Below are 26,262 nucleotides of genomic sequence, written 5' to 3'. Positions count from 1 at the left end.
AGTGTGATCAGGAGGGTGTTGAGTTCAGTTTTCACACACCGGGGTTAACACCCTCCGCCAGCCATTAACAGCGTCCACGCCGCATCAACGACGATCAGGGCAAACGGACTCACTCATCTAGGCGGCGAGGGCAGGGGCCAGACGACGTTCGCGCCACGATGAAGCCCGTGGCGAGCACTCGTCGGCGCTGCCCGCAAGGCCGCGACCGACGCCACGCCGCGATGCTCCATCTGGTTCACTCCATGCCCGACGCTGGCCCACCGCCGGTCAGACCGAGCCTCACGCGTGCTCCACCTCCGACGGGCACGGCTCGGGTCATGGTGCGGGCGGCAGCGACGGGGATGCCGCGGGCCAGACTCTCCTGCGGCCTGCTCGCCGCACCTGTCGACGGGCCCGCACTCGTCGTTCCGGGCACGGCCGCAGCCCGCCGCTGCGCTCCGTGGGATGCCGACTCGCGCAGCACCGAGCGTGCGAAGCGGCCGGCGAATCGCAGCAGGGTCGCGGCGGCGGCCGGCATCCCGCGCCCGGCGGCCCGAAGCGATCCGCCGAGCGCGAACAGACCTGGTGCCGAGATGCGCACGACACCCTCGCCGGCGTGCCGTGCGCCGCCGTGGTGATGATCGATCGACACGGGCAGCGTCGTCAGATCGCGCAGGCGCGGCATTCGCCCACCCGTGCGCACCTTGCTGCCGGTGAGCTCGCCATGGCAGCGGCGGCCGTCGGTGTAGCGCAGGCGGTAGCGCATGTAGGCGCCGTCCGGGAACAGGTCGAGTGTGCCGGTCACCTGTGCGCGGGTCTGGCCGAACACTGCCAGTCCCGAGACCGACGCCAGGCCCGCCGGAGCCGCCCCGTGGGGAACCTCGACCGCCAGGTCGAGACGCAGCCGCTCGATGGACGTGCGCCCGTCGGGGCCGATCATCGCGACCTCGCCTCGGAGAGACTCGCGAAAGCGAACGGGCAGGGGCGTGGGGTCGTACCCTGCCCCGTGTACGGCACGCCACGCGCGCACGGCATCCATCGCTTCGTCTTCGGGCACCGAGCCATGCCGCACGTGAGGTCGCTCCGGTGCGGTCCATCCCGCGTCGCCCAGGATGTCGCGAATCGCTGCCTCCACGTTGCGCTCGGCGATCGCGGCGATCGTCGCCGACGGGTTGACTCCGGTGGAGGCCGGGATCGCTGAGCCGTCGACGACGTACAGCCCCGGGTGACCGTGAATCCGGCCGAGCGAGTCGACGACACCGCGCCGGCCGCCGCGGTCCATCGGCACCCCACCGAGATTGTGCACGGTCGCGCCCGTGCGCAGGAAGACCCACGTGGGAAACAGCCGCACCCGCCCGCCCAGCTGGCGCGCCGTCTGCCGCGCCGCGCGGATCTCTGCGCGGTACAGCAGCCTGTTCGGCCGGTTTCGCCAGGCAAGGCGCGCCTCGGCGTTCTGGTCGAGGGTGAGCACCCCGTCGGAACTGTCCCTGCCCATCAGCAGAAGGGCCATCGTCTGGTCGCGCCGCTTCGAGATGCGCTTGCCGGCAGGTTTCCCGGCATCGGATGCCGCCGCCCTCCCCATCGCGGCGCGCACGAGCCCGGCGATCTGCGCGGGGTACGCGCCATCCTGCACCTGGAACCACACCTTCTCGGCGCGCGTTCCCGATCCGATATGGCAGTCGACGATCGTCGTTGTCGTGATCGTCGGTCCACGCCCCGGCTCGAGCTGCGTCCGCGGGCGGGACACGAACGCGAGGAAGTCGCCGTTGCCCGAGAACCCGTGACCGAGCGAGTCGGGCAGATCGTGGAGCGTCTGATGCAGATCTCGGCTGCGCAGCAGCAGCTCGGTCGTCGCCACGGCGCCGGCTGCGAGGAACACGCGACGAGCGCGCAGCGAAGCTCGCTCACCCGTGCGGTGATCGAGGTAGTGCACGCGGTAGCCGCCGTGCTCGGGCGCGATGCGCTCGACCTCGCATAGTGTGCGGGCGAGGGCGCCGTGCCTCTCCGCGACGGCGAGGTAGGTGTGGTCGATGCTGTTCTTCGCCCCCTCGTTGCATCCGAACATGCACTCGCCGACGAACGTGCACACGCTCGGGGCGGCAATGCCCGCAGGCGACCCGGGGTCGGCGAACCTCACAGCCAGCAAGGGGCGCACGGTACCCGTCGGACGATGCAGGCCGGCGGCGGCATCCTCCATCGCCCTCGTGCGAGCAGGGACGTCGCCTGTGAGCGGGTCAACGCCTACCGGCGAGACGCCGAGCATGTGCGCGGCCAGGTCGTAGTAGGGCTCCAGCGACTCGCGATCGAGGCCCTCCGGCCAGGAGTCGAAGACCTCGCGAGGCGGTCGCGCGAACACGTTGGCGTACACCAGTGAGCCCCCGCCCCATCCAGCCGCCTGCACCCCGACCATCGCGTCGAGCCAGCGGATGTCGTAAAGGCCCTGCCCCTTGTCCCACAGCCAGTCACGGTCGAGGCTCGTCTCGTCCCGTGGGAAGTCTCCCGGCATCCAGCGTCGCCCGCGTTCGAGCACCGCAACGCGCAATCCCGCCTGAGCAAGCCGCGCCGCGGCCACGCCCCCACCGAATCCGCTGCCCACCACGATGGCGTCGAACTCGGTCGTCTTCGGATCGGTCGTCTCCGGCCCGATCGCAGCTGATTTGGTCATCGTCGTCTCCTTCACATCGTGAGTGATTCAGCACTCACTGTGCGTGACGCGTGCGTTCGGATCGACGGAAATGCCGACCGATGTTGCGCGCCTACCCTAGTGAGTGTACAGTCACTCCCATGGCAACACGCAGCTCAGTCCTCTCAACCGCCGAAGTGCGGCGTCCCATGGTCGCCGCCGCCGCACTGGCCGAGTTCGCCCGCGGCGGCTATCACGGCACGACGGTCGCCGACATCGCAAGGCAGTCACGGATCTCTCCCGCTTACGTCTTCAAGCTCTTCCCCCGCAAGGAATCCCTTTTCGTCGCGGGACTGCAGGCATGCTTCGACCAGATCCTCGACGCGCTGGCCGCGGGCGCCGACGCCGCGCAGAACCAGCGCCCGGATGCCGTGCTCTACGCGATGGGCGGAGCATACGCCGACCTCATTCGCGACCGCACGCTCCTGATGCTTCAGGCGCACGCGCTGTCGGTCGCCGACATCCCTGAGATCGGCGAAGCGCTGAGAGCCGGCGTTGCCCGCATCACGAACTTCGCAAAGGGCCGCTCCGGGGCCGACGACGACGCCGTGCAGCGCTTCGTCGCCTACGGCCAGCTGTGCCATCTGCTCGTCGCGGCCCACATCGACGAGCTCGACGACGCGTGGGCCGCCATCCTGTCTCACGGCATCCGTCACCCCGACTGACCTGCGCGGGATGCTCGACATCCTCTTCGCGCGCCACAAAGAGTGAGTGACTATTCACTCGCCAAGCAGACCGCAGAGAGGAGAGAGAAATGAAGAACGAGATCACGATGCGCTGGGTCGCCCTGGCACCCCTCGCACTCATCGTCATCGCCCTGTTCAGCCAGTGGAGCTGACGGCCCACCACCCAGGCACGACCCGCACCGAAAGGAACAGCACATGAACACGCAGACCGCCTCGGAGGCACAGGCCCCCGTCGTCCGCACCGCACGGACGGGGGAGAAGACCGCATGGTGGATCACCTTCTCCGTCCTCACCCTCGCGCTCGTCTTGATGCTCGGCCTCTGGAACTGACCGAGCCGGAGGCGGCCGGCCGGTCCGGTCGCCTCCCCTCCCTCCGAACCGGCCGGTCCGGCATCCGGAATCCTCTTCACCCCCACCGGACGGCGGGCGTGCCCGCATCCCTCCCCCGAAAGCAGCCGCACCATGACCTCCACCCTCACCCCGCCCGCCCCCCAGGTCCAGCGCAGCACACGCCGCTGGATCGCCCTCGGCATCCTCGCCCTCGCGCAGTTCCTCGTCGTGCTCGACGCATCGATCGTCAACATCGCCCTGCCCGTGCTCGGCGACCAGCTGCACATGGACACGGCCGCTCTCGCCTGGGTCATCACGGCCTACGTACTCGCGTTCGGCGGTCTTCTCCTGCTCGGCGGCCGGCTCGCCGACCGCTACGGCCACCGGCGCGTCTTCCTCATCGGCACAGCCGGATTCGTGGCGGCCTCCGCGCTGGCGGGGCTGTCCGCCAGCAGCGAGATGCTTCTGGGCGCCCGCACGCTGCAGGGCCTGTCCGCCGCCCTCCTCGCCCCCGCCGCGCTCGCGCTGCTGACCCACCTCTTCCCCGACAGCCGCGACCGCGCCAAGGCGCTGGGCGTCTGGGGCGGCGTCGCCGGCATCGGCTCAGCCGCCGGGGTGCTTCTCGGTGGAGTGCTGACGGCGACCCTGGGCTGGCAGTCGGTGTTCTTCGTGAACGTGCCGGTCGGCGCGGTCGTACTGATCGCCGTCCCGCTTCTGATCACACGGGACGCTCCCGGAGCCCGCAGCGCCCTCGACATTCCCGGCGCCGCGACCATCACCGGGGCGCTCATCGCTGCCGTCGGCGCTCTGAGCGCGGTAGAGCAGGTCGGCTTCGCCCACCCGCTGACGGTCGGACTCGCGATCGCCGCCGTCGTGCTCGCCGTCGCGTTCGTGTTCATCGAGCGACGTTCTGCCTCGCCGCTCGTGCCGCTCGCGACGTTCCGCAATCGGAGCCTGACAGTCGGCAACATCGTGATGCTGCTTGTCGGAGCCGGCATGGTCGCGCTGTTCTTCGCCCTGTCGGTCTACATGCAGGCCGTGCTCGGATTCGACGCTCTGACGACGGGGCTGACCCAGCTGCCGCTCGCGGGCGCGCTCGTGGTGGTCGCGGGACTCGCCCCGTCGATCATCCACCGCCTCGGAACGAAGCCGACTCTCATCGGGTCGCTGCTCGTGCTGGCCGGTGGTCTCGTATGGCTGTCGCTCGCACCGAGCACGGCCGTGTTCGCCCTCCACATCCTCGGTCCGAGCCTGCTCATCGGCGTCGGCATGGGCGGTGCGTTCGTCAGCACGACGCACCTGGCGGTCGACGGCGTCGAAGGCGGCGAGGCGGGCCTGGCGGGCGGCCTCGTCAACACGAGCCAGCAGATCGGCGGAGCGCTCGGACTCGCGGTGCTCTCGACGATCGCGGCTGTGCGCACGAGCGCGCTGCTCGAATCAGGGGCGACGACGGCGGAGGCCCTCACCGGGGGGTTCTCCTGGCTCTTCCTCGGGGCTGCGGCAGTGACCGTCATCGCCGCCGTCGCCGCCGGATTCGCCGGGAGACGTGCGAGCTGAGATCGCGCAGCTTCGGTGTGGCTCGGGATGCCCGTCCCAGCCACACCGAAGCGGTGCCGGGCGCGGACGAACATGGTGAGGAGCCGCACGCGCCGCTCGCATCTGGCCGACGGGCTGGCGCTCGTGCGTGCGGGCGGCGCTGCTGCGGCATCGAGCCCTCTCCGGTCGTGACCTACCGGTTCAGCTGGCCGCGCCCGCCCTCTCGCGCACACGCTGTCCGACGACCGCCGAGACCCCGTCCTGGCGCATCGAGACCCCGTACAACGCGTCGGCGATCTCCATCGTGCGCTTCTGGTGGGTGATGACGATGAGCTGGCTCGACTCGCGCAGCTGCTCGAAGACGCCGAGCAGACGGCCGAGGTTCGCGTCGTCGAGCGCCGCCTCCACCTCATCGAGGATGTAGAAGGGACTCGGTCGTGCTTTGAAGATCGCCGTGAGCAGCGCGACGGCCGCCAGCGACCGCTCGCCGCCCGACAGCAGCGACAGCCGCTCGATCTTCTTGCCCACAGGCCGTACCGCGACCTCGATGCCGGTCGTGAGCGGCGAGTCGGGATCGGTGAGCGAGATCGAGCCGCTGCCGCCCGGGAAGAGCACCGGGAATACCTCGCCGAACGCCGCCTTGGTGTCTTCGAACGCCGCGAGGAAGATCGACTGCATGCGCTCGTCGAGCTCTTCGATGATCGTCAGCAGGTCCTTACGCGTCTGGGCGAGATCGGCGAGCTGCTCGGTGAGGAACTTGTGACGCTGCTCCAGCGCGGCGAACTCCTCGAGGGCGAGCGGGTTCACCCTCCCGAGCTGGGCGAGTTTGCGCTCGGCCTCCTGCAGCCGCCGCTGCTGGGCGCCCCTGTCGTAGGGGACGGATGCCTCGGCCGAGGCATCCGCGTCGCCCCCGTCAGCCGTGGCCGTGGGATCGCGTGGAACCGGCTGATCGGGACCATATTCCGAAACGAGAATGCTCTCATCGAGCCCGAGCTCGGAGGCCACCCGCTCGAGCACACCGGCAACGTGCAGGCGCTTCTCGTGGATCTGAAGCTCGAGTCCGTGGACGCTCTCGGTGAGGCCTGCGAGCTTGTCGCGCAAAGCCGACTCCTGCCGACGCAGCTCGGTCAGGTCGGCGGTGAGCGCCGTCCGCGCCGATTCGGCGGTCGCAAGCTCCAGCCGCGCCTGGCTGACCGACCGGTCGACCGAGTCGAGCACCGCGGGAAGACGGGCCACGACCGACTCGGCGATCTCGCGCTGGGCGCGGCGGATCACCGCGCGACGTGCCGCCGCGGCCGCCGCCTCGCGCTCTCGCTCGCGCTGCCGCTCGAGCTGAGCGACCCGCGCCTCCCCCGCGCGCACGCGCTCCCGCATCGTCTCGACGTCCAGGCGCGCGCGCATCTCGCCCTCGCGCGCACCCTCGAGCGCCGCGAGGAGCCCTTCGCGCGCCGACGCGTCGAGGATCGGCCTCGGAGCCTCGAGCGCAGCGGCGAGCTGATCCTCGGTGGAGCGCGCGGATGCCTCGGCCTCGGCGACCGCCGACTGCGCCTGCGCGACTCCGGACGACAGTCGCTCGCACTCCGCGACGGCTGCCTCGTGGCGCACGGTGGCGCGGTTGACCTGCTCGGCCTGAGCGGCAAGTGCCGCATCGTGAGCCCGCAGCGCCTCGAGGGCCGACCGTGTCTGGGCACGCGTGGTCTCGAGACGGCGCACCGCGCCTGCGTGCGCCTCGCGCAGCGAATCGGCGACCACGGTGATCTCGGCAAGGCGCGTGGTCGCAGCATCCCGTTCGGCCGCCAGTTCGAGCCGCGAGCGCGACGGACCCGACCCGGCGCGCACGGTGTGCGCGGTGACGACCTCGCCCGCCTTGGTGACGAGCGTGGCGCCGGTTGCGGCTAGACCGTCCCAGACCACGCGCGCGACGTCAAGGTCGTCCGCGATCGCGACCCTGGCGAGAAGTGCGACGATGCCGTCCGGCGCGCTGACGACATCACGCGCCGGCACGACGCCGGTGACGGCCGGCAAGGCGACCGATGCCCCGCCCCCGGCCCCGGCGATGGCGATGTCGACCACCCCGAGATCGGCCCCGCGCGCGACGCGGGCGACCTCGAAAGCGTCATCCGCACCATCGACCACAAGCCCCTCGGCGAGTGAGCCGAGCGCCGCCGCGACGGCGGCCTCATAGCCGGGAGTCACCTTGACCGCGTCCGACACGAGGCCGCGAAGGCCCGCCCCGCCGCGTTCGAGCAGGTCGGCGGCGGCGTTTCGCGTGTCGAGCGCGCGGCCGAGCGTCGCCGTCTGCGCCGTGAGCGCCCCGATCTCGCGCTCGGCGTCGTGCAGGCGCTCACGCAGCGTCGACACGTCGGTCTCAGCATCCGCCGCGTCCCGCTGCGCACGCTCGTAGGCGGCGGCGAACTCGGCCGACGACCCCTCGGCCTCGAGCACGGGGCCCAGGTTCGCGAGGGCCTCCTCGGCCTCGGTGCGCCGCGCGAGCGCCGCGTCGAGGGCGCGCTGCTGGCGTTCCACCGCGGTGCGCACGGCGGCCAGGGCCGAGGCGGCCGCCTCGGCGGTCCCGCGCATCGCCGTGATGCGCATGTCGTGCTTGGACACCAGAGCGCTCTGCGCGGCGATGTCGGCGTCGAGGGCGTCGAGCTCTGCCCGGGCGCGGACGACCTGGCGAGCCGCGTCGGCGGCGGCATCCTGCGCCTCTCCCAGCCCGGCCGAGATCTCGTCGATCTCGGCACGCGCCTCATCGATCGCGGCCTGCGACACCGTGGTCGCGGCGATCGTGTCGTCCTGATCGCCGTCGCCGAGCAGGGCCAGCCGCTGCCCGGCGAGGGTGTAGAGACCGCGCAGCCGCTCCTGCACCCGCTCGAGCCCGTACGCCACGCGCCGTGCCTCGTCGACCGCCTCGGATCGCTGCTCGGCCTCCAGCCGGGCGATGCGCGCGCGCACGTCGTCGGACTGGTCCTGCAGCACCAGCCGCTCGGTCGTGCGCTCCTGCTCGTTGCGGGCGTGGGCGGCCAGCTGCGCGCGCAGGCTCACCACCTCGTCAGCGAGCAGCCGCGCCTTCGCGTCGCGCACGACGGCGGCGATCGTGGCGGCCTCGCGGGCGATCTCGGCCTGGCGCCCGAGGGGCTTGAGCTGCCGGCGCAGCTCTCCGGCCAGATCGCTCAGGCGCGTGAGGTTCGCCTCCATCGCCTCGAGCTTGCGGACGGTCTTCTCTTTGCGACGGCGGTGCTTGAGGATGCCCGCGGCCTCTTCGATGAAGCCGCGCCGGTCTTCGGGGGTCGCCTGCAGCACGGTGTCGAGGCGCCCCTGCCCGACGATGACGTGCATCTCGCGGCCGAGGCCGGAATCGCTCAGCAGCTCTTGCACATCCAGCAGACGGCACGCCTCGCCGTTGATCGCGTACTCGCTGGCGCCGTTGCGGAACAGTGTGCGGCTGATCGTCACCTCGGAGTACTCGATCGGCAGCACGCCGTCGTGGTTGTCGATCGTGAGCTGCACCTCGGCGCGGCCGAGCGGGCCGCGCGTCGCGGTGCCGGCGAAGATGACGTCCTCCATCTTGCCGCCGCGGAGCGTCTTGGCGCCCTGCTCCCCCATCACCCACGCGAGGGCGTCCACGACGTTGGACTTTCCCGAGCCGTTGGGGCCGACGATGCAGGTCACCCCGGGCTCGAACGCGAAGGCGGTCGGCTGGGCGAACGACTTGAACCCTTTGAGCGTCACGCTCTTCAGGTGCATGAATGCGGCCTCCACCCCGGTCGGACTACCGGACAACGGTACCCGAGAGCGCCGCGCGTCCCGCGCAGGCGGGCCGGGGGCGACCGATGCCGCACGTCGCGCCCCTCACGCGTTCGAGGCGAATCTGTAAGTTCGCTTGACGCGCGTGCGTCCACCGCGCTAGCGTGACTTCTCGCGTTCGAAGTCGAAAGGAGGTCATCATGATGCTCAATATCGCAGCCGGCACCACGCCGGCGATTATCGCCCCGTTCGCAGGGGCTGCTCTGATGACCCGCTCCTTCGGCGCGTTCTTCGCCCCAGCGGTCTGACCCGCCCCGCGGAAGGACACTGCCCGCATGCGGGCAACCGGCCCCGCGTCGTCCCATCCATCGGACTCGCGCCCGTCACATCCTCCGCCCCGGCCCTCGGCGTCGCCGCGCGCGACCTTCCCTCCGGCATCCATCCCGCCACGCCCCCTTGCGGGCACTCAGAGAAGAGACAGCATGTCCACCACCTCGCTCACCCCCGTTCGCGCTCCCGACACCGAGACGCTGGAACTGCCCGCGGCAGAAGAGCTCGCGAGGCTCTCCCGCCTCCACCGGCTCCAGCTGCGCGTGGGACTCTGGCTGCTGCTGCACGCCACGCGCCAGCGCGCGGCGTCGCACGACCACGAGGCGCACGTGCTCGCGCACGACCGCGACCACGCTCGCTCCGAGCGCGAGCACGCCGCCCTGCGGACGCACGCCCTCCACACCGTGCGCTCGTGACCCCGGGGCCGCCCGTCGCGGCGGCCCCGGCATCCCTCTCCCCCTCGAACAAAGGATCGACATGATCACCGCACCCGTCTCGGTCGACTTCAAGACGCTCACCATCCCGGAGTCGATCGACGCACCGGATGCCGCGGACTTCCTCGAGATGGTCCGCGTGCGCAACCTCGTCCTCCGGCAGATCTCCGGTCGCGACGACCACGACTTCACCGCCGACGAGCTGCTCCCCTTCTACCGCCGCGACGGCTATGAGATCCGGCACATGTGGATCGTCGTGCAAGACGGCGAGGTCATCGGCCGCGTCGGCGTCGACGTGCCCCTCGAAGAGGGCTCCCGAAGCGCCTCGTGGCTGATCGAGCTCCGACGCGAGACCTGGGGCCTGGGCATCGGCTCGACCGCGCACGAGCTCGTCGAGCGCACCGCGCGCGAGCACGGTCGCACGATCCTGCAGTCGTGGGCGTCGCACCCCGAGGCCGACGGCCCGCGCCTCGAGCCGCCCACCGGCTTCGGCAGCATCCCCGACGACCATGCCGCCCGGTTCTACCGGCGGCACAGCTACACGCTCGAGCAGGTGGAGCGATTCAGCGCGCTCGACGTCGCCGGGTCGACCGAAACCATCGACCGCCTGCTCGCCGAGGCGACGGCGGCTTCGCAGGGCTACCGCGTGGTGCAGTGGTTCGCGCCGACGCCGCCCGAGCACGTCGACGGCTACGCCTGGATGAAGTCCCGCATGGCCACCGACGCCCCCTTCGCCGACCTCGACATCGACGAGGAGGCATGGGATGCCGCGCGCATCGCCGCACACGACGCGCAGTACACGTCATCCGGCCGGCTCATCCAGGTGACTGCCGCCGAGCACATCGCCACCGGCGAGCTGTGCGCGTTCAACGAGCTCGTGATCGGCAAGGACCGCACCGGCGTCACCCACCAGGAGGACACCCTGGTGCTCAAGGAGCACCGCGGCCACCGCCTCGGGATGCTCGTCAAGTGCGCGGGGCTGGTGTCGTGGCGCGACATCGCACCCCAGTCGCCCCGCGTGATCACCTACAACGCCGAAGAGAACCGCCCCATGCTCGACATCAACGAGGCGATCGGCTTCGCGCCGGTGTCATACGAGGGCGCCTGGAAGAAGGTGCTCGGCTGACGGATGCTTCGGCCGTGAGCATCCGCTGAGATCACCCTCGCCTGCTCAGCCCAGGCCGCCTTCGCCGGCCAGCAGTTCCTTGAGCACATCGTCAATGAAGTTCGAATCGACGGGGTTGTCGCCAATTCCCGCGAAGTGGCCCCACACGCTGGGGATTCTGCGCACTTCGCCCTTCTCGATGAACTGGGACGCGTACTCCTCGTCTTCCGGCGGAAAGTAGAGGTCCTTTTCGCCGGGCATCGCGATGAGCCTGGCTTTGATCGAGGACAGTGCCGCGATGTGGTCGCCGTCGAAGCCGGGCGTTGCCCCGATGTCACCGTGCTGCCATGTCCACAGCATGGTGAGGAGGTCATTGGCGTCGCGCTCGTGGAAGATTGGCCCGCCGCCCAGGAAGTGCCCCTCCCAGTATGCGACGAGAAAGTCCTCCAACGACGAGAACTGGAGTGTCGCGCGCAGGCGGGGTGAATCCCATGGCTCGAGGAAGACCTTGTCCCAGAAGAACGCCTGCGAGAAGCCCCAACCGGAGTACACGCGCGCCGCCGCACGGAGCCCCTTCTCGGGTTGCTCGTCATACCAGCCGTCTTTGAACGCGGCATCGGCAGTGATGGCCGCCTTGACACCTTCCAAGAAGACGAAGTTGTGGATGCTGGTCTTCGAAGCCCCGCAGAAGGGAGCGGCACGCTCGACCATGTCTGGGTGGCTCACGGCCCACTGGTAGGTCTGCGCGGCGCCCATGGACCAGCCGGTCACCAGTGCCAGCCGCTTGATGCCGTACCGCTCGGTGAGCAGCCTGTACTGGGCCTCGACCTGATCGTAGAAGGTCACGTGAGGAAACCGCGCGCGGTCGTACGGCGGCGGGGTGTTGCTCGGCGAACTCGAAACACCGTTTCCGAGCATGTCCGGGACCACGATGAAGTACTTCCCCGGATCCAGCGCCATCCCCTCTCCGATCATCCACTCGTTGTCCCAGTGGCGGCCCGAATACCACGTCGGGCAGACGATGACGTTGCTTTTGTCCGGGTTCAACTCACCGAACGTCTTGTATGCGAGCTGTGCGCCGCGCAAGGTGGCTCCGTGCTGCAAGGAAAAATCGCCAAGGTCGAAGGTCTCGTAGTCTTGCGGAAAATCGGTCATCTTGAACTCCTTTGTTCGTTGGCGCTGACCCCGTCAGCGCACTCATCTGAATGGAACGATGCGGATCGACGAGCGACCGCTCCGACGAGCAGCCACTCTGCTCAAGCTCGACGGAGCGGTCGCACGGGCAAGAGCTCGCGACCGACCAGGGGATTCAAGAGAATTCCCAACACGAGGTACCAGGCCGCGATGCCGTCGAGCAGGCCGATCCACCCGGCGACGCGGGTCAGGATGACGGAGGCGTCCCCAGTGACCAGGTTCGAAAGGCCGGCCAGAAGGTAGACGATCGCCAACAGCGCGAAAGCCCAGAATGCAGGTGCGTTCACTCTTGCCGCCCCGACAGTCAGGGCGGCGGTGAAGATCGCCCACACGATCAAGTAGGTGCCGAACCCTTGATTGAACACCGCGTCACCCGACGTCGCACGGATCTCAGGCGCGACGAACTGCAGGATGACGCCGGTCGTGAGAAGGAAGCACGCGTACGCGACAGCGAACGTCGCGCCGAAGACGTTATCGGTGCGCGCCTCCCACAGGCCGCCGACCAGCATCGCCAGCGCACCGGTGAAGATCGCGACGCAGATGAAGAACCCGAACGCACCCGCGTCGAGCAACCCGATGTTGAACAGCGACAAAGTGACGATCGAGAAGCCAAACCCGGCTACCGCCAGCGGCACGCCGCTGACCGGTGCGCTCGCGACGGGCGGCGACGACTGCTCAGCGGAAGTCGTGGTGGAGGTTGACATGTGCGCTCCGTTTCTCAGCTGAGCCTCGTAGACGCCGATGACGCCCGAGGAAGGATGTCCTGGTCGAAGATGTCCAACGGCACCTGGAGCACGACGGCCGCATTGGGGATGTCTACGATGCCGCCGACGTGCATCTCGCACGGCGCGACGGAGATGATCGTGTAAGCCTGCTCGGGCGTGTAACCGAATGTGCCGAGGTAGTCGATCGCCTGCTCGATCGCCTGCACCGCAGCCATCGTGGTGTCGATGTACTTCTGCTCGCCGCCCGAGGCGGAGAGCCCCGTGAATGAGATGTACCGCGTGCCGAAACCGGGATCGAACGGGGAAGGCCGGAACATCGGCGTGCGCACGCCATACCGGGCCATGCCGTCCTCGACGACTCCGAAACGGAACCATCCGACCCCGTCCATCTCGATCGCATTCCAGGTGACCTCGCCGTCGCCCTCCGCGAAATGGAAGTCCCCCGCCGAGAAGAGGGCTCCGTCGACGAACACCGGAAGATAGATCCGTGAACCTCGAGAGAGATTCTTGATATCCATGTTCCCGCCGTTCTCGCGAGGCGGGATCGTGCGAGCGGCGGTTCGCGCGACGCGCTCCCGTTCGTCGCCTTCGAGTGTGCGCAGCACCGCTTCGTCTTTGGCCTCGAGCCGCGGAGCGGCGAGGCCGTCAGCGATCAGCGGGTCTTCGCGCTCGTTCCATACGCGCAACAGGTCGTGCGACGGCGCGACACCGGCAATGCCCGGATGGCTGAGCGCTGGAATCGTGACTCCCGGAATCTGCCGACTCGTCGCGGAGGTTCCGTGGAGGTCCCAGACTGTCTTGTACCCCTGGGGAAACCTCGAGGCCAACGGCCCACCCATTCCCGGCAGAATGTTGGAGTGGCCGATGCCCGAGAGAGGCTGGACGTCGAGCACGTCGATGACGAGCAGGTCGCCTGTCTTGACCCCGTCGATTCGCACCGGCCCTGTCAGAGGGTGAGTACGGAACAGATCGAAGCTGTGAATGTCCTGATCGTCGTCTGCATCTTTCAGTTGGTAGTCGTCGTATCCAGCGCACTCGAGGATCAGTTCGTCTCCGACCCCGACTTCGACGAGCGGAGGAATATCAGGGTGCCAGCGGTTGTGGCCGAGGTGTCGCTGCTGCGCGAGCGGCACTCCTACCGCGCATCGGAACCGTTCTACCCCGAGGTCGCGGTCGCTGAACCGCGATACTCCGTACTCCGTGAAACCCGCACCTTGGGACATCTTCGTCTACCTCCGTGGTGATACACGAAGAACATATTTCCATTTGGAAATAAAGTCAACGCTCCCTACCCGCCCGCCTCGCGCGTGAGTTCGTTGAAGGTGTCCGACAGCGTGCAGGTGTCCCCCTCACGCAGGGCCGGAAGTGCGTCGGCGATGGCGAGGTCGATCAGTTCGGCGCACTCACGACTGCGCACCCGACCACGGTCGGTCACACGCACCAGGATGCGACGACGATCAGTGGTGTCGAGCGTGCGGTAGACCAGCGCCAAGTCAACGAGCTTGTCGAGCACCCGGGTCAGCGTCGCCGGAGGGACCAATGCAACGCGGCCGAGGTCTGAGGTAGCGGCGGACTCGTGTTCGACGAGATGACTGATGACGAGATAGTGAGCAAGCTCGAGACCGGTGCCGCGCAGCGCCGCATTCGTCGCCCGCTCGACCTCGTACGCCGCCGTGAGCAGCCTACGTGCCAGTTCCGCGCGCATGGGCACTCCGGCAGACATGTGCTCTCCTGTCCGATGACGGACCGGTGTCACAAGCGCCTTGACCGATCCTCCATCGCTCACCTAAGTTTTCGACTGGAGTCTATCCTTGCGTTTCACCGCATTCGCGCACCCCGAGCCGATGCATGAACACCCGCCGCAAGGACGCCGGTCAGAGAGGACCGCAGATGAGAGAGCCGCTGCGTATCGGCCTCGCAATACCGCTGCAGGGGCCCGCGGGGATCTTCGGGCCGTCCTGCGAGACCGCCGCCCTTCTTGCCGCCGCACAACTCAACGAGCACGATGGGATCCTCGACCGCGAGGTCGTCATCGAGGTGATCGATGCCGGCGGATCACCTCAGCAGACTCGACGCAACGTGATCGCGGCCCTCCGATCCGGCCGCGCGCACGCCATAGCCGGTTGGCACCTCTCATCAGTGCGCGAAGACCTCGCCCCGATGCTTGCGGACTACGACGTGCCGTACGTGTACACCTCGTTGCACGAAGGCGCGCACACTCCCGGCGTGCTCGCCGTCGGCGAGACACCCTCCAGGCAGATCGCACCCGGACTCGATTGGCTGCATCGCGAGTTCGGGATTCGACGCTGGGCCGTCGTCGGATCGGACTACATCTGGCCCCGGAACACAGCCCGGGCGATGCGCGAGCACGCGAAAGAGAACGGCGACCTCGAAATCGCACACGAGAGCTTCGTCGGCTACGGCGTCCGGGATTTCTCGCATGTGATCGAAGCCCTCTCAGCAAGCCACGCGCAGGGGGTCGTGATGCTGCTCGTCGGCCGGGACGCAGTGCTGTTCAACCGCCAGTTTGCCGCCAGTGGCCTCGACGAACGGATGATCCGCTTCACCCCGCTCATGGAAGAGAACATGCTGCTGGCGTCCGGCGGCGAAGCGACCCGCGAGCTCTATGTCGCCGCGGCCTACTTCAGAAACCTCACGACGCAGGCGGCGCTCGATCTTGCGGGCGCCTACGGCGCGGGCTTCGGCTCCGATGCCCCGGTTCTCAACAATGCCGGGGAGTCGTGCTATGAGGGCCTTTACGCTCTGGCGGCAGCGGCGAACAAGGCGCAATCGCTCGACAGCCGCGCAATGCTGGAGGGGCTCGAGCACGGGATCTCTTACGAAGGCCCTCGGGGACCTGTCGTGTTGACCGCTGCCGGCGCCGACCAGCAAGTACACCTCGCCCGCGCCGACCGCCTCGAGTTCGAAGTCCTCGCCCGCCTCTAGCGAAGTCCGCCGCAGGTCAACCGGTTCAGCGCACTCCGCCATCGGAGCCCCGCCGATCGGCGGAGTCAACAACCTGCCCGGACATCAGAGTCGACCGACGAGCCGTCGTCTCGAAGCCGATCGAAAAGGGACGCTGGTCGCCGTGCGCCCGCGGAGCATCACCTCCAACCTCCTCGTCGAGGTGATCTTCATGCGTATTGGGCAACCGTAGCGAGCACTGTCGCGATAAGGTTCAGAAAGCATCCATGATCAGGGCAAACCTCGCCCGGGGATCGGGTAGGCGTCAGATCAGGAAGAGCGCTTGCGCTGACACTGAGGACAGAAGAACGAGGATCGGTTCATAAACTTCACCCGGCGAATGGGTGATCCACATCGAGCACAGGCCTGGCCGGTACGACCATAGGCATTCAAGCTGTGCGCAAAATAGCCCGCCTGCCCGTTGACGTCGACGTACTGGGCGTCGAAGCTCGTGCCGCCCTCGGCGAGGGCCTTGACGAGCACCGCGCGAATCTCAGCGAGCAGCCGGTTCACTGCGCGCGTCGACAGCGACCGCGCAGGAGTCTCGGGGTGGATCCGCGCCGCCCACAGCGCCTCGTCGGCGTAGATGTTGCCGACGCCGCTGACCACGGTCTGATCCAGCAGCACGCGCTTGATCGCGGAGACCTTGCGCGCGAGCGCCGCGCGGAACGCGGCATCCGAGAATGCCGGATCGAGCGGATCGCGTGCGATGTGCGCGACCTGTCGCGGGACGGATGCCTCGCCCCATCCCTGACCGCCCGCAGCGGCATCGGCCGTCTCGGTCAGCTCGTCGATCGCGAGGGATCCGAAGGTGCGCTGGTCGGCGAATACGATCGCGAGCTCGCCATGGACCGGATGATGGATGCCGAGCCGCACCCGCTCGTGGCGTTCGGGCTCAGCACCCGGGGCGCGCAGCAGCAGTTGCCCGCTCATTCCGAGGTGCCCGACGATCGCCTCACGCGCCGGGTCGCCCTCCGCGTCGCCAGCGGGTTGAAGCGGCAGCCACAGGAACTTGCCGCGGCGCGCCACCGCGCGGATCGTACGCCCGGTCAGCGCGGCCTCGAAGTCGACCCCGGAACCGGGGTGGCGGGTGAGGGCGCGTTCGTCGAGCACCGAGACCCCGAGGATCGCGGCGCCCACGGCCGCGGGTGCGAGGCCGGCGCGCACGACCTCGACCTCAGGGAGTTCAGGCATTCGCCGACAGTTCGCCCCACGCGATGAGCGCCGCCGCCATCTCGGCGTGCTTCTTGCTCGAGCCGGCGCCGGAAGCCGACAGATCGCCCACGGTCACCGTGGCGGTGAAGACACGATCGTGGTCGGGGCCCTCCGCCCGCACGGAATAGCTCGGCGCGGTGCGGCCGAGCCTTGCCGCGAGCTCTTGCAGGCTCGTCTTCGGATCGCTCGCCACGCCGTACCTGTCCGGGTCGTCCAGCAGCGGCCCGACGAGGCGCAGCACGAGGTCGGTCGCGGCCTCGGGGCCGGCCGACAGATAGGTCGCGCCGATGATGGCCTCCATCGTGTCGGCCAGGATCGAATCCTTGTCGCGTCCGCCCGTGAGGTTCTCGCCGCGCCCGAGCAGCAGGTGCCTGCCCAGCTCGATCGATCGGCCGATCTCGGCGAGGGCGACGGTCGAGACGACACTCGCGCGCCGCTTGGCGAGTTCGCCTTCGACGGCATCGGGGAGGGTCGTGAACAGGCGCACCGTGACCGCCTGCCCGAGCACAGAGTCGCCGAGGAACTCGAGGCGCTCGTTGTGCGGGATCTGGCCGTGCTCATACGAGTAGGAGCGGTGGGTCAGCGCAAGCGAGAGAAGCTCGGGGTCGATATCGACCCCGAGCTTCTCAATGAGCGCATCGCGCTCGAAGATGACCTCGGTCACAGTCCGCGCGCGGCGAATCAGACGTCGGCGACCTTGCGGCCCTTGTACTCGAGGAACAGCTCGGTGCCCTGAGAGTCGGTGACGACCTTGGCCTGGTGCGGGCGGCTGTAGACGACCTTGCCGTTCTCGACGGTCTTGACCAGCGCGGGGGCCTCAGCCTTCCACTGCGCGCGACGCGAGCGGGTGTTCGAGCGGGAGACCTTCCGCTTCGGGGGGTTACCTGCCATGGCTAGCTCTCTTCTGTCGGATCATCCCCGCGCGTGCGGGGAACGTCTGTGGTGTAGTCCTTGAGCGCGCCCCAGCGTGGATCGATGGGAGCACTCTGCTCTGATCCGGTGCTTGCGGTCATTCGCTCACCCGTGGCCGGATCGAGGCCGGGGCAATCCGGCTGACACACCGGCTGAAACGGAAGCGACAGGACGATCGCATCCCTGACCGGAGTTTCAAGATCCACGTGGTCGTCTTGAACCTCGAAGTCAGTTTCTTCCTGACCAGGATACGCGAAAAGCTCCTGAAACTCGACTTGGAGCGCCTGTGCCACGTCTGTGAGGCACCGTCCGCAGATGCCGGTGTACCGCGTGTCGATGTCGGCGGTCACGAGAATGCCCTCGTGGACGGACTCCAGACGAACCTCGATGAGGACCGGCTCGCCCTCGGCGACCGACACGAGACCCTCGCCCCACTTCGCGGGGACGGCGAGTTCGAGCGAGTGCTCGCGCATCTCTCCGGGCTTGTGGACGATGTCGCGAACGGGGATCACGAGGGGACCCTGGCGTAGCCTCTTCACGATCCCCCATCGTACTGCCGGCGGGAGCGCACGGGCTCGCGAAGCGCCCCCGTCGCAGGCGTTGCTCAGATTCCGCGCGCCCCCGTGTCGAGGAAGCGCGCGACGACCGGCGGCACGTACGGCGACACGTCGCCGCCGAGGCCGGCGACCTGGCGCACGAGCGAGCTCGATACCAGCGTGTGCGCCGGGTCGGGCAGGAGGAACACCGTCTCGATGTCGGCGAGGTGGCGGTTCACGATGGCCATCGGGGTCTCGTAGGCCACGTCGACCTGCGAGCGGATGCCCTTCACCAGCACGCCGGCGCCGACATCCTTCGCGTAATCGACCAGCAGCCCCATGCTCCACGACGCGACGATCACGTCGCCCTCGATGCCGCTCTCGGCGATGGACCGCTCGAGCAGCGAGAGCCGCTGCGCGATCGGCAGCATCGCCTCTTTGCCGGGATTGTGCACGACCAGCACGTGCAGCTGGTCGTAGAGGCGTGCGGCGCGACGAATGACGTCGAGATGCCCGAGGGTGGGGGGATCGAAGGAGCCCGGGACGACGGCGATCCGGCTGTTCATGGCGCTCAGCCTACCCGCCCGCCGAAGGCTCCCCGCGTGCCGGCGCCACACAACGGAATGTCAGGATCGGGCCAGCGCCGCCCGCTCCTGGGAGCTCACACGGCGCTCGATCGCCTGCGCCAGGCCGGGGTGCGACCGCAGGCCCGGGTCGTCGGCGAGCACCCCCTCGGCGGCGTCGCGGGCCCGAGCGATCAGGTCGGCGTCCTTCACGACCCGCAGCAGCCGCAGCGACGACCGCGCACCGGACTGGGCCTCACCCAGCACATCGCCCTCCCCGCGCAGTTCGAGATCGACCTCGGCGAGCTCGAACCCGTCGAGTGTCGCCGCGACGGCCTCGACCCGCGCGCGGGCGGGGGTCTCTGGCGGAGCCTCGGTCACGAGCAGGCAGAGCCCTGGGACTCCCCCGCGGCCCACGCGCCCGCGAAGCTGGTGCAGCTGCGACACCCCGAACCGATCTGCCTCGAGGATCGCCATGGTCGACGCGTTCGGCACGTCGACGCCGACCTCGACCACGGTCGTGGCGACGAGCACGTCGATCTCGCCCCTCGAGAACGCCTGCATCACGGCATCTTTCTGTTCCGAGGGCATCTTGCCGTGCAGGATCTCGACCCGGATCGACGAGAACGACGGATGCCCCGCCAGCAGCTCGCCGACCTGCACGACGCCCCATCGGGTGCGGGCCGCTTCGCCCTCGACTTCGGCGACCGGCTCGTCGGCGGTGTCGTCGCGCGTGGCCGCCTCTGCGTCGATCGCCGCGCACACCACGAACGCCTGGCGGCCCTTCGACACCTCTTCGGCAATGCGCTCCCACACGCGCGAGAACCAGCCCGGCCGCTCGGCCAGCGGCGCGACGAACGTCTCGACGCCGGCGCGACCTTCGGGCATGGTGCGGATCGTCGAGACGTCGAGATCGCCGAACACCGTCATCGCGACGGTGCGGGGAATCGGGGTCGCGGTGAGCACCAGCGCGTGCGGCGACGAGCCCTTGGCGCGCAGCGCCTCGCGCTGCTCGACGCCGAAGCGGTGCTGTTCGTCGACCACCACCAGAGCGAGGTCGGCGAACGTCGTCGACTCGCTCAGCAGCGCGTGCGTTCCGACCACGATGCGGGCCTGGCCCGATGCGACGCGCAGCGCCGACTTGCGCCGCTCGGCCGCGGTGAGCTGGCCAGTGAGGAGGGTGGGCATCAGCTCGGGGGCGAGCTTCGGCCCGAGCATCCGCGCGATCGAGCGCACATGCTGGGCAGCGAGCACCTCGGTGGGAGCGATGAGCGCAGACTGCCCGCCGCTCTGGGCGGCCTGAAGCATCGCCCTGAGCGCGACGAGCGTCTTGCCCGAGCCGACCTCGCCCTGCACGAGCCGGTTCATCGGCCAGTCGCCCTGCATGTCGCGCTCGATGCGGTCGCCGACCGTCACCTGATCCGGCGTGCGCGAGAACGGCAGCGCGGCGTCGAACGCCTCGAGCAGGGCGCCGGGACGGCGGCTCGTCGCGGCGAGGGCGCGCACCGCGGCGCGCTGCTGCAAGAGCGCGATCTGCAGCACGAACGCCTCGTGCATGCGCAGCGTCGCGCGCGCCGGCTCGATCTGGTCGGCGGACTCGGGCCGGTGGATGCGCTCGATCGCCGTGCGCGCGTCGAGCAGCCCCTCGCGCGCCCGCAGGTCGTCGGGCAGCGGGTCGGGCACCTCGCCCAGCCCGTCGAGCACGAGATCGACGATCTTCTTGAGCTGCCAACTGGCGATCGACGCCGTCGCGGGATAGATCGGGATCGGGAGGTTCGCGTACGCCTCGGCGTTCAGCAGAGCCTCGCCCTCGTCGTCGAACAGCTCGTAGTCGGGGTGGGCGAGCTGCGTGCTGCCGCGGTACGCGCCGACCTTGCCGGTGAAGATGCCCCGGCGCCCCGGCTGCAGCTCCTTCAGCCGCCAGGACTGGTTGAAGAACGTCAGCGACAGGTCGCCCCGCCCGTCGCTGATCACGACCTCCAGCAGCGACCCCTTGCGCTGCTGCATGCGCCGCTCGCTCGCGCGCACCACTTCGGCGACGATCGTGACCGGCTCGCCGACCGGCAGCGACGCGATCGGGGTCAGCTCGCCGCGCCGCGCGTACCGGCGGGGATAGTGCGCGAGCAGATCGCCGACCGTCTTCATGCCGAACGCGCGCGCGAGCGCCGCCGACGTCTTGCCGCCCACCGCGCCGTCGAGGCGCGATTCGAGGGTCAGAGCAGGCATGATGACGAGTCTAGGCATCTCCTCCGACGCCGGCGTCACGGCGAAAGTAGGGTGTTTCGTGTGACCAGGATCATCGCCGGCCGCGCCGGATCGATCGTGCTCGACGTGCCCGACGCCGGCACGCGGCCCACGAGCGATCGCGTGCGCGAGTCGCTGTTCGGCGCGCTCGAGTCTGCCGGCGTCCTCCCCGGGGCCGCCGTGCTCGACCTCTACGCGGGATCGGGGGCCCTCGGCCTGGAGGCGTTGAGCCGCGGAGCGGCGTCCGCCGATCTCGTCGAGAAGGCCGCGCGCGCGGCATCCGTCGCCGAGCGCAACGCGCGCAAAGTGCAGACCGCGACCGGCGGGGGCGCCGTGGCGCGGGTGCATCGGGCGTCCGCCGACGCGTTCCTGCGGACGGCGCGCGGCCCGTACGACATCGCGTTCCTCGACCCTCCCTACGACGTCGGAGAGTCCGAGCTTGCGGCGACGCTGTCGCTGCTCGTGCCGGCCCTGCAGGGCGAGGCGACCGTCGTCGTCGAGCGCGCCTCGCGCTCGCCCGAGCCGAACCTGCCCGAAGGGCTCGCGGCCACGCGATCGAAGCGCTACGGAGACACGACCCTGTGGTGGGCGGTGCGCGTGTGACGGGCTGTCAGCCGCGCCCCGCGTCCCAGTCGCGGTAGGGGTCCCAGCCTTCGCGGCCCGCGTACGGCGCGCCGTCGACCAGCACGCGGTGACCCTCGGCGGCGACCGCGCGGCCGATCACCGCGAACCCGTCAGGCAGCGTCGTCCCGGGCGGGAACGCCGCGAGCAGCGCGTGATCCTCGCCTCCGCCGAGAGCAGCGGCCGGGTCGGGTCCGAGGGCGGCCGAGGACAGCTCGATCGTGACACCGGATGCCGCCGCCATGCGTCCCGCGTCGAGCACGAGCCCGTCCGACACGTCCATGAGGGCGCTCGCCCCCGCGTCCGCCGCGATCGGCCCGAGCGCCAGCGGAGGATGCGGACGCAGCTGCGCGTCGAGGTCGGCGAGGCCGGCCGGATCGAGCACACTCCGGTCGACCGGGATCGGCGAGCCCGCGGCATCCCGGAAGCGTCCGAACAGCAGCGCGAGACCGCGCGCCGCGCTCCCGAGGCGACCCGCGACGGCGATGGTGTCGCCAGCGCGTGCGCCGCTGCGCAGCACCGGCGCACGCGCGTCGAGCGAGCCGAGCGCCGTGACGGCGACCGTCAGCGTGTCAGACACCGTCAGGTCGCCGCCCTCGACGCGGCAGCCGGGCGTGAGCGACTCGCACGCCGCGCGCAGGCCGTCGGCGAGCCCCTCGACGAACGACAGGCGCGTGTCATCGGGCATCGCCAGCGCGACCAGCAGTGCGATCGGGCGCGCGCCCATCGCGGCGACGTCCGCGAGGTTGACCGCGGCGGCCTTGAACCCCAGGTCGAACGCGCTCGACCACGCGAGGCGGAAGTCCGGGCCATGCACGAGCGTGTCGGTGGTCGCCACCACACGCCCGTCGGGGGCGGCGACCACCGCCGCGTCGTCGCCCGGCCCGACGAGTGCGCCGCTCGGGCCGAGCCGCTCCAGGATCCGGCGCAGGATGACGCCCTCGCTCAGGTCGCCGACGGCGGGGTCGCTCTCAGTCACTCCACCACGGTAGCGGTGACGGATGCCGCACCCGGCGCCCGGGTCCGTTCGGGGGTCGTCCGCGCCCGGCGGCCCGGCACGGGCGGATTACCCTGGAGGGGTGACCCGTTCCCGCCTCGCCCTCGCCGTCGTGCTCGCCGCGGTCGCGACCACGGGCCTGACCGCCTGCTCCTCGACCGTCGCGATGCAGCCCGCAGAGGGGGCGAACGATCCGGCGTGCGCCGACGTCACGGTGCGCCTGCCCGGCGCGGTCGACGGCCAGGCGCGCCGCTGGACCGACGCCCAGGCGACGGGCGCGTGGGGCGACCCGGCAGCCGTCCTGCTGACGTGCGGCCTCGAGCCCCCCGGTCCGTCCACCATGCGGTGCATCACGGTCGGCGGCGTCGACTGGCTGGTCGACGACAGCGACGCGCCCCGGTTCACGCTCACCTCCTACGGGCGGACGCCCGCTGTGCAGGTCTACCTCGACAACGAGATCGTGTCGCCCAACGGCGCGCTCGACGACCTGAGCCGGGCAGTCGGGGTGCTCCCGACGACGACCGCCTGCACGAACCCGGAGTCCGTGCCGGAATAGCCGCCTGGGCCGCCGCCCGCGTCAGGCCCGCTCGAGCGCGGTCTCGATGAGCTCGGTGAGCAGCTCGGGGTACGTCATGCCCGAGGCGATCCAGCACTTCGGGAACATCGAGATCGGTGTGAAACCGGGCATCGTGTTGAGCTCGTTGACGAAGAAGTCCGTGCCGGTGAAGAAGAAGTCCACGCGCGCGAGGCCCTCGCCGCCGATCGCCTCGAACGCCCGGGCCGCGATCCGCTGCATCTCGGCGAGCTCGCCGTCGCGCAGGTCCGCCGGGCACACCAGCTCCACTCCCGGCGCGTCGAGGTACTTCGCCTCGAAGTCGTAGAACTCGCGCCCGGTCACGATGATCTCGCCCGCGACGCTCACGCGCGGGTCGCCGCCGCTCCTACCGGGAAGCACGCCGCACTCGACCTCGCGCCCCACGACCCCGTGCTCGATCAGCACCGTCGAGTCCTCCGCGAAGGCGCTGTCGAGCGCCGCGTCGAGCTCAGCCCAGTCCGACACCTTCGACACCCCGACACTCGAACCGGCCCGGTTCGGCTTCACGAACGCCGGAAGGCCGAGGGCGTGGATGCGCCGCTCCCACAGCTCGCGATCTCGCTCGAGATCGGACCGGTTGACCGCCACCCACGGGACGACCGGCACGCCCCAGGCCTGCAGCATGCTCTTCGTCGCGTGCTTGTCCATGCCGAGCGCCGACATGAGCACGCCGGCGCCGACATACGGCAGGCCGAGCAGTTCGAGCATGCCCTGGATCGTGCCGTCCTCGCCGAAGCGCCCGTGGAGAATGGGGAACACCACATCGACGTCTCCGAGGGAGCGCTCGCCCGAGGCATCCTTCACCCGCAGTTCACGGCTGAGGGTCGAATCCGGCCATACGATGCGCGTGCCGTTGTCGACCACCTCGGGAAGATGCTCGGGATCGAGCCGGAACCGGTCCGGATCGTCCGACTCGAGGACGAAGGCGCCGTCGCGGGTGATGCCGATCGGGATCACCCGGAAGCGGTCACGGTCGATCGCCCTCAGAACCCCGCCCGCCGTGGCGGAACTGATCGAGTGCTCGCTGGAGCGACCTCCAAAGAGCACCGCCACCGCCGGCTTGTCCATTCTTTGTCCTCTCCCCCTTTGGGGTGTCGTCGTCGGTCGTGAGGTGCGGAGCGATGTCCTTCGGGTTCATGGTGCCGTCGAGCACCATCTTCACCTGCTCCACGATGGGCATCTCGACGCCCACTTGGCGGGCCAGCTGCAGGACGGGCGCGACCGAGGCGAGCCCCTCCGCCGTCTGCTCCATCTGCTTCACGACGTCCTGGAAGCTGTAGCCCTGACCGAGCAGGCGCCCCGCCGTGTTGTTGCGGCTGAGCGGCGACTGGCACGTCGCGATGAGGTCGCCCAGGCCGGCCAGGCCGTGCAGCGTCTCGGGGTGCGCGCCCAGCGCGACCGCGAAGTCCGTCATCTCGACGAGGCCGCGTGTGATGATCGAGGCCTTTGTGTTCTCGCCGTAGCCGACGCCGTCCACGATGCCGATGGCCACCGCGATCAGGTTCTTGAGCACCCCGCCGAACTCAGTGCCGATGACATCCGTGTTCACGAACGTGCGGAAGTAGCGGTTGCGCGCACGCCGCGCCACAGCATCGGCCGTCTCTTGGCTGATGGAAGAGATCACCGCCGCCGTCGGCTGCTCGCGCGCGATCTCGAGCGCCAGATTGGGGCCGGATGCCACGGCGATGCGCGCCGGGTCGCAGTGCAGCTCCTGCTCGATGACCTGGCTCATGCGCAGGCCCGTGCGCCGTTCGACGCCCTTCATGAGCGACACGATCGGGGCGTCGGTCCGCGCGACGAGCGGCCGGACGGCCTTGAGGCTCTGACGCACGGCCTGGCTCGGGATCGAGAGGTAGACCTGATCCGCGTCGGCGAGGGCCTCGGACAGGTGGTGCGTCGCGGTCATCGAGCGCGGCAGGTTGATGCCCGGCAGGTACCGGCTGTTGCGCTTGCCCTCGGCGATCTCGTGCGCGAGCTCGCTGCGCCGCGCCCACATCGTGACCTGGGCGCCGCCGTCGGCGAGGATCTTGCCGAAGGTCGTGCCCCAGCTGCCTGCGCCGAGCACCGCGACCCGGGGCACATCGTTGTCTCTACGGCTCAAGGCGCCCCGTCTCCTTCTGCCCGTGGGCGGAGGGATCCCACCGCTGGGCGGGTGCTGGCTCGCCGCGCAGCCGCGACAGCAGTTCGGCGATGCCGGCCATGACGAGGTCGGTGGCCTCGACGAGCGAGCGGGGCTCGGCGGCGCCGCCTGCGAACGCGGACAGGTCGACGGGATCGCCGACGATCAGCTGCACCCGCTTGCGCGGCGGCCAGAGGCTGAGCTTGCCGTAGCGCGGCAGGATGCGCTGCACGCCCCAGTGCGCGACCGGGATGACCGGGATTCCGCCGGCCAGCGCGAGGCGCACGGCGCCGGTCTTGCCGCGCATCGGCCACAGATCGGGTTCGCGCGTGAGGCTGCCCTCGGGGTAGATGATGACGCCGCGGCCGTGCTCGACGAGGTCCTCCGACGCGGAGAGAGTCTGGCGCGCGGCGGTCGCCGACGTTGCGCGCGCGACGGGGATCATGCCCGTGGCGCGCAGCGCCCACCCCAGCACCGGCACCCGGAAGAGGCTCTCTTTGGCCAAGAACCGCGGTGCGCGACCGAGCCGCCACGTCGCCACCGCGACGACGAGCGGGTCGAACTCGCTGTAGTGGTTGGGTGCGAGAACGAACGCGCCCTCACGAGGCAGCTTCTCGCCGTCGATGATCTCGATCCGCGTGATCAGGCCCATCAGTGGGACCACGATCGCGGCGAGCGACCAGAACGCGCTCGGACGCGTCTTCTCCGCCGACGCGCGGGGCCGGGGACTGGGGGGTGCCACGGGCC

General features: G+C 69.8%; 24 protein-coding genes. 8 read left to right on the top strand and 16 right to left on the bottom strand.

What is annotated here, in order from left to right:
* Positions 1 to 235: 235 nt before the first annotated feature.
* On the bottom strand, positions 236 to 2,644 hold the full coding sequence (locus AB1K54_RS13490) for a GMC oxidoreductase (protein WP_371203279.1): 2,409 nt from the start codon (positions 2,642 to 2,644) through the stop codon (positions 236 to 238).
* A 119-nt stretch (positions 2,645 to 2,763) separates the two neighbouring features.
* Here AB1K54_RS13490 and AB1K54_RS13485 point away from each other — a divergent pair, with 119 nt between their 5' ends.
* The 3 genes from AB1K54_RS13485 (at position 2,764) to AB1K54_RS13475 (ending at position 5,235) form a co-directional block, all read left to right on the top strand.
* The gene (locus AB1K54_RS13485) at positions 2,764 to 3,327 is read left to right on the top strand and encodes a TetR/AcrR family transcriptional regulator (RefSeq protein ID WP_371203278.1); all 564 of its coding nucleotides are present in this window, start codon (positions 2,764 to 2,766) and stop codon (positions 3,325 to 3,327) included.
* Between the two features lie 216 nt (positions 3,328 to 3,543).
* Positions 3,544 to 3,678 carry a hypothetical protein gene (locus tag AB1K54_RS13480; protein WP_371203277.1) on the top strand — a complete coding sequence of 45 codons (135 nt, stop codon included), beginning with the start codon at positions 3,544 to 3,546 and terminating at the stop codon, positions 3,676 to 3,678.
* Positions 3,679 to 3,810: 132 nt separating this feature from the next.
* On the top strand, positions 3,811 to 5,235 hold the full coding sequence (locus AB1K54_RS13475; RefSeq protein ID WP_371203276.1) for an MFS transporter: 1,425 nt from the start codon (positions 3,811 to 3,813) through the stop codon (positions 5,233 to 5,235).
* A 180-nt stretch (positions 5,236 to 5,415) separates the two neighbouring features.
* On the opposite strand, the gene smc is transcribed toward AB1K54_RS13475, so the two are convergent.
* Complete coding sequence (gene smc / locus AB1K54_RS13470; RefSeq protein ID WP_371203275.1) at positions 5,416 to 8,961, bottom strand: chromosome segregation protein SMC; 3,546 nt, start codon at positions 8,959 to 8,961, stop codon at positions 5,416 to 5,418.
* Between the two features lie 482 nt (positions 8,962 to 9,443).
* Between smc and AB1K54_RS13465 the strand changes: the two genes are divergently transcribed.
* Together AB1K54_RS13465 and AB1K54_RS13460 are read left to right on the top strand one after the other, a co-directional pair.
* Positions 9,444 to 9,707, top strand: a complete 264-nt coding sequence (locus AB1K54_RS13465) for a hypothetical protein (protein ID WP_371203274.1) — start codon at positions 9,444 to 9,446, stop codon at positions 9,705 to 9,707.
* A 61-nt stretch (positions 9,708 to 9,768) separates the two neighbouring features.
* Positions 9,769 to 10,851: a GNAT family N-acetyltransferase gene (locus AB1K54_RS13460; RefSeq protein ID WP_371203273.1), complete on the top strand. Its 1,083-nt coding sequence runs from the start codon at positions 9,769 to 9,771 to the stop codon at positions 10,849 to 10,851.
* A gap of 45 nt (positions 10,852 to 10,896) precedes the next feature.
* Here the strand turns inward: AB1K54_RS13460 and AB1K54_RS13455 are convergent, their stop codons facing one another.
* The 4 genes from AB1K54_RS13455 to AB1K54_RS13440 form a co-directional block, all read right to left on the bottom strand.
* A complete protein-coding gene (locus tag AB1K54_RS13455; RefSeq protein ID WP_371203272.1) occupies positions 10,897 to 11,985 on the bottom strand; it encodes an alpha/beta fold hydrolase in 1,089 nt (362 codons plus the stop codon).
* Positions 11,986 to 12,086: 101 nt separating this feature from the next.
* Positions 12,087 to 12,728, bottom strand: a complete 642-nt coding sequence (locus AB1K54_RS13450; protein ID WP_371203271.1) for an acetate uptake transporter — start codon at positions 12,726 to 12,728, stop codon at positions 12,087 to 12,089.
* 14 nt (positions 12,729 to 12,742) lie between these two features.
* Positions 12,743 to 13,972 (bottom strand): acetamidase/formamidase family protein, encoded by a 1,230-nt coding sequence (locus tag AB1K54_RS13445; protein WP_371203270.1) that lies wholly within the window; start codon positions 13,970 to 13,972, stop codon positions 12,743 to 12,745.
* 65 nt (positions 13,973 to 14,037) lie between these two features.
* Positions 14,038 to 14,454, bottom strand: a complete 417-nt coding sequence (locus AB1K54_RS13440) for a MarR family winged helix-turn-helix transcriptional regulator (protein WP_371203269.1) — start codon at positions 14,452 to 14,454, stop codon at positions 14,038 to 14,040.
* Positions 14,455 to 14,597: 143 nt separating this feature from the next.
* Between AB1K54_RS13440 and AB1K54_RS13435 the strand changes: the two genes are divergently transcribed.
* Positions 14,598 to 15,695 (top strand): substrate-binding domain-containing protein, encoded by a 1,098-nt coding sequence (locus AB1K54_RS13435; protein ID WP_371203268.1) that lies wholly within the window; start codon positions 14,598 to 14,600, stop codon positions 15,693 to 15,695.
* A 288-nt stretch (positions 15,696 to 15,983) separates the two neighbouring features.
* Here AB1K54_RS13435 and mutM read toward each other — a convergent pair whose 3' ends face one another.
* The 6 genes from mutM to AB1K54_RS13405 all read right to left on the bottom strand — a co-directional run bounded on the left by mutM (position 15,984) and on the right by AB1K54_RS13405 (position 21,165).
* Positions 15,984 to 16,907, bottom strand: coding sequence for a bifunctional DNA-formamidopyrimidine glycosylase/DNA-(apurinic or apyrimidinic site) lyase (gene mutM, locus AB1K54_RS13430; RefSeq protein ID WP_371203267.1), 924 nt, complete (start codon positions 16,905 to 16,907; stop codon positions 15,984 to 15,986).
* On the bottom strand, positions 16,900 to 17,592 hold the full coding sequence (gene rnc / locus AB1K54_RS13425) for a ribonuclease III (protein ID WP_371203266.1): 693 nt from the start codon (positions 17,590 to 17,592) through the stop codon (positions 16,900 to 16,902). Before rnc ends, mutM begins: the two co-directional genes overlap by 8 nt.
* A gap of 17 nt (positions 17,593 to 17,609) precedes the next feature.
* On the bottom strand, positions 17,610 to 17,819 hold the full coding sequence (gene rpmF / locus AB1K54_RS13420; RefSeq protein WP_050721097.1) for a 50S ribosomal protein L32: 210 nt from the start codon (positions 17,817 to 17,819) through the stop codon (positions 17,610 to 17,612).
* 2 nt (positions 17,820 to 17,821) lie between these two features.
* The gene (locus AB1K54_RS13415; protein WP_371203281.1) at positions 17,822 to 18,313 is read right to left on the bottom strand and encodes a DUF177 domain-containing protein; all 492 of its coding nucleotides are present in this window, start codon (positions 18,311 to 18,313) and stop codon (positions 17,822 to 17,824) included.
* 131 nt (positions 18,314 to 18,444) lie between these two features.
* Positions 18,445 to 18,942, bottom strand: a complete 498-nt coding sequence (coaD, locus tag AB1K54_RS13410; protein WP_371203265.1) for a pantetheine-phosphate adenylyltransferase — start codon at positions 18,940 to 18,942, stop codon at positions 18,445 to 18,447.
* 60 nt (positions 18,943 to 19,002) lie between these two features.
* A complete protein-coding gene (locus AB1K54_RS13405; RefSeq protein WP_371203264.1) occupies positions 19,003 to 21,165 on the bottom strand; it encodes an ATP-dependent DNA helicase RecG in 2,163 nt (720 codons plus the stop codon).
* Positions 21,166 to 21,225: 60 nt separating this feature from the next.
* Here AB1K54_RS13405 and rsmD point away from each other — a divergent pair, with 60 nt between their 5' ends.
* A complete protein-coding gene (gene rsmD / locus AB1K54_RS13400) occupies positions 21,226 to 21,786 on the top strand; it encodes a 16S rRNA (guanine(966)-N(2))-methyltransferase RsmD (protein WP_371203263.1) in 561 nt (186 codons plus the stop codon).
* A 7-nt stretch (positions 21,787 to 21,793) separates the two neighbouring features.
* Here rsmD and thiL read toward each other — a convergent pair whose 3' ends face one another.
* A complete protein-coding gene (thiL, locus tag AB1K54_RS13395; protein WP_371203262.1) occupies positions 21,794 to 22,783 on the bottom strand; it encodes a thiamine-phosphate kinase in 990 nt (329 codons plus the stop codon).
* Between the two features lie 100 nt (positions 22,784 to 22,883).
* Between thiL and AB1K54_RS13390 the strand changes: the two genes are divergently transcribed.
* On the top strand, positions 22,884 to 23,357 hold the full coding sequence (locus AB1K54_RS13390; protein ID WP_371203261.1) for a DUF3515 family protein: 474 nt from the start codon (positions 22,884 to 22,886) through the stop codon (positions 23,355 to 23,357).
* Between the two features lie 21 nt (positions 23,358 to 23,378).
* Here the strand turns inward: AB1K54_RS13390 and AB1K54_RS13385 are convergent, their stop codons facing one another.
* From AB1K54_RS13385 to AB1K54_RS13375, 3 genes are read right to left on the bottom strand one after another with little or no spacing between them, the layout of a single operon-like run.
* The gene (locus AB1K54_RS13385; protein WP_371203260.1) at positions 23,379 to 24,464 is read right to left on the bottom strand and encodes a D-alanine--D-alanine ligase family protein; all 1,086 of its coding nucleotides are present in this window, start codon (positions 24,462 to 24,464) and stop codon (positions 23,379 to 23,381) included.
* On the bottom strand, positions 24,364 to 25,497 hold the full coding sequence (locus AB1K54_RS13380; protein ID WP_371203259.1) for an NAD(P)H-dependent glycerol-3-phosphate dehydrogenase: 1,134 nt from the start codon (positions 25,495 to 25,497) through the stop codon (positions 24,364 to 24,366). The genes AB1K54_RS13385 and AB1K54_RS13380 overlap by 101 nt, the downstream gene beginning before the upstream one ends.
* Positions 25,487 to 26,257 (bottom strand): lysophospholipid acyltransferase family protein, encoded by a 771-nt coding sequence (locus AB1K54_RS13375; protein WP_371203258.1) that lies wholly within the window; start codon positions 26,255 to 26,257, stop codon positions 25,487 to 25,489. Before AB1K54_RS13375 ends, AB1K54_RS13380 begins: the two co-directional genes overlap by 11 nt.
* Between the last annotated feature and the right edge of the window lie 5 nt (positions 26,258 to 26,262).

Source organism: Microbacterium sp. BWT-B31, from assembly GCF_041379855.1.
Lineage (GTDB): Bacteria > Actinomycetota > Actinomycetes > Actinomycetales > Microbacteriaceae > Microbacterium.
This window is presented reverse-complemented; position numbering and strand designations above follow the sequence as displayed.

Coding starts and splice junctions, on each gene's coding strand:
- AB1K54_RS13490 (WP_371203279.1), bottom strand. CDS start 2,644: ATGACCAAATCAGCTGCGATCGGGCCGGAGACGACCGATCCGAAGACG.
- AB1K54_RS13485 (WP_371203278.1), top strand. CDS start 2,764: ATGGCAACACGCAGCTCAGTCCTCTCAACCGCCGAAGTGCGGCGTCCC.
- AB1K54_RS13480 (WP_371203277.1), top strand. CDS start 3,544: ATGAACACGCAGACCGCCTCGGAGGCACAGGCCCCCGTCGTCCGCACC.
- AB1K54_RS13475 (WP_371203276.1), top strand. CDS start 3,811: ATGACCTCCACCCTCACCCCGCCCGCCCCCCAGGTCCAGCGCAGCACA.
- smc (WP_371203275.1), bottom strand. CDS start 8,961: ATGCACCTGAAGAGCGTGACGCTCAAAGGGTTCAAGTCGTTCGCCCAG.
- AB1K54_RS13465 (WP_371203274.1), top strand. CDS start 9,444: ATGTCCACCACCTCGCTCACCCCCGTTCGCGCTCCCGACACCGAGACG.
- AB1K54_RS13460 (WP_371203273.1), top strand. CDS start 9,769: ATGATCACCGCACCCGTCTCGGTCGACTTCAAGACGCTCACCATCCCG.
- AB1K54_RS13455 (WP_371203272.1), bottom strand. CDS start 11,985: ATGACCGATTTTCCGCAAGACTACGAGACCTTCGACCTTGGCGATTTT.
- AB1K54_RS13450 (WP_371203271.1), bottom strand. CDS start 12,728: ATGTCAACCTCCACCACGACTTCCGCTGAGCAGTCGTCGCCGCCCGTC.
- AB1K54_RS13445 (WP_371203270.1), bottom strand. CDS start 13,972: ATGTCCCAAGGTGCGGGTTTCACGGAGTACGGAGTATCGCGGTTCAGC.
- AB1K54_RS13440 (WP_371203269.1), bottom strand. CDS start 14,454: ATGCGCGCGGAACTGGCACGTAGGCTGCTCACGGCGGCGTACGAGGTC.
- AB1K54_RS13435 (WP_371203268.1), top strand. CDS start 14,598: ATGAACACCCGCCGCAAGGACGCCGGTCAGAGAGGACCGCAGATGAGA.
- mutM (WP_371203267.1), bottom strand. CDS start 16,907: ATGCCTGAACTCCCTGAGGTCGAGGTCGTGCGCGCCGGCCTCGCACCC.
- rpmF (WP_050721097.1), bottom strand. CDS start 17,819: ATGGCAGGTAACCCCCCGAAGCGGAAGGTCTCCCGCTCGAACACCCGC.
- AB1K54_RS13415 (WP_371203281.1), bottom strand. CDS start 18,313: ATGCGCGAGCACTCGCTCGAACTCGCCGTCCCCGCGAAGTGGGGCGAG.
- coaD (WP_371203265.1), bottom strand. CDS start 18,942: ATGAACAGCCGGATCGCCGTCGTCCCGGGCTCCTTCGATCCCCCCACC.
- AB1K54_RS13405 (WP_371203264.1), bottom strand. CDS start 21,165: ATGCCTGCTCTGACCCTCGAATCGCGCCTCGACGGCGCGGTGGGCGGC.
- AB1K54_RS13385 (WP_371203260.1), bottom strand. CDS start 24,464: ATGGACAAGCCGGCGGTGGCGGTGCTCTTTGGAGGTCGCTCCAGCGAG.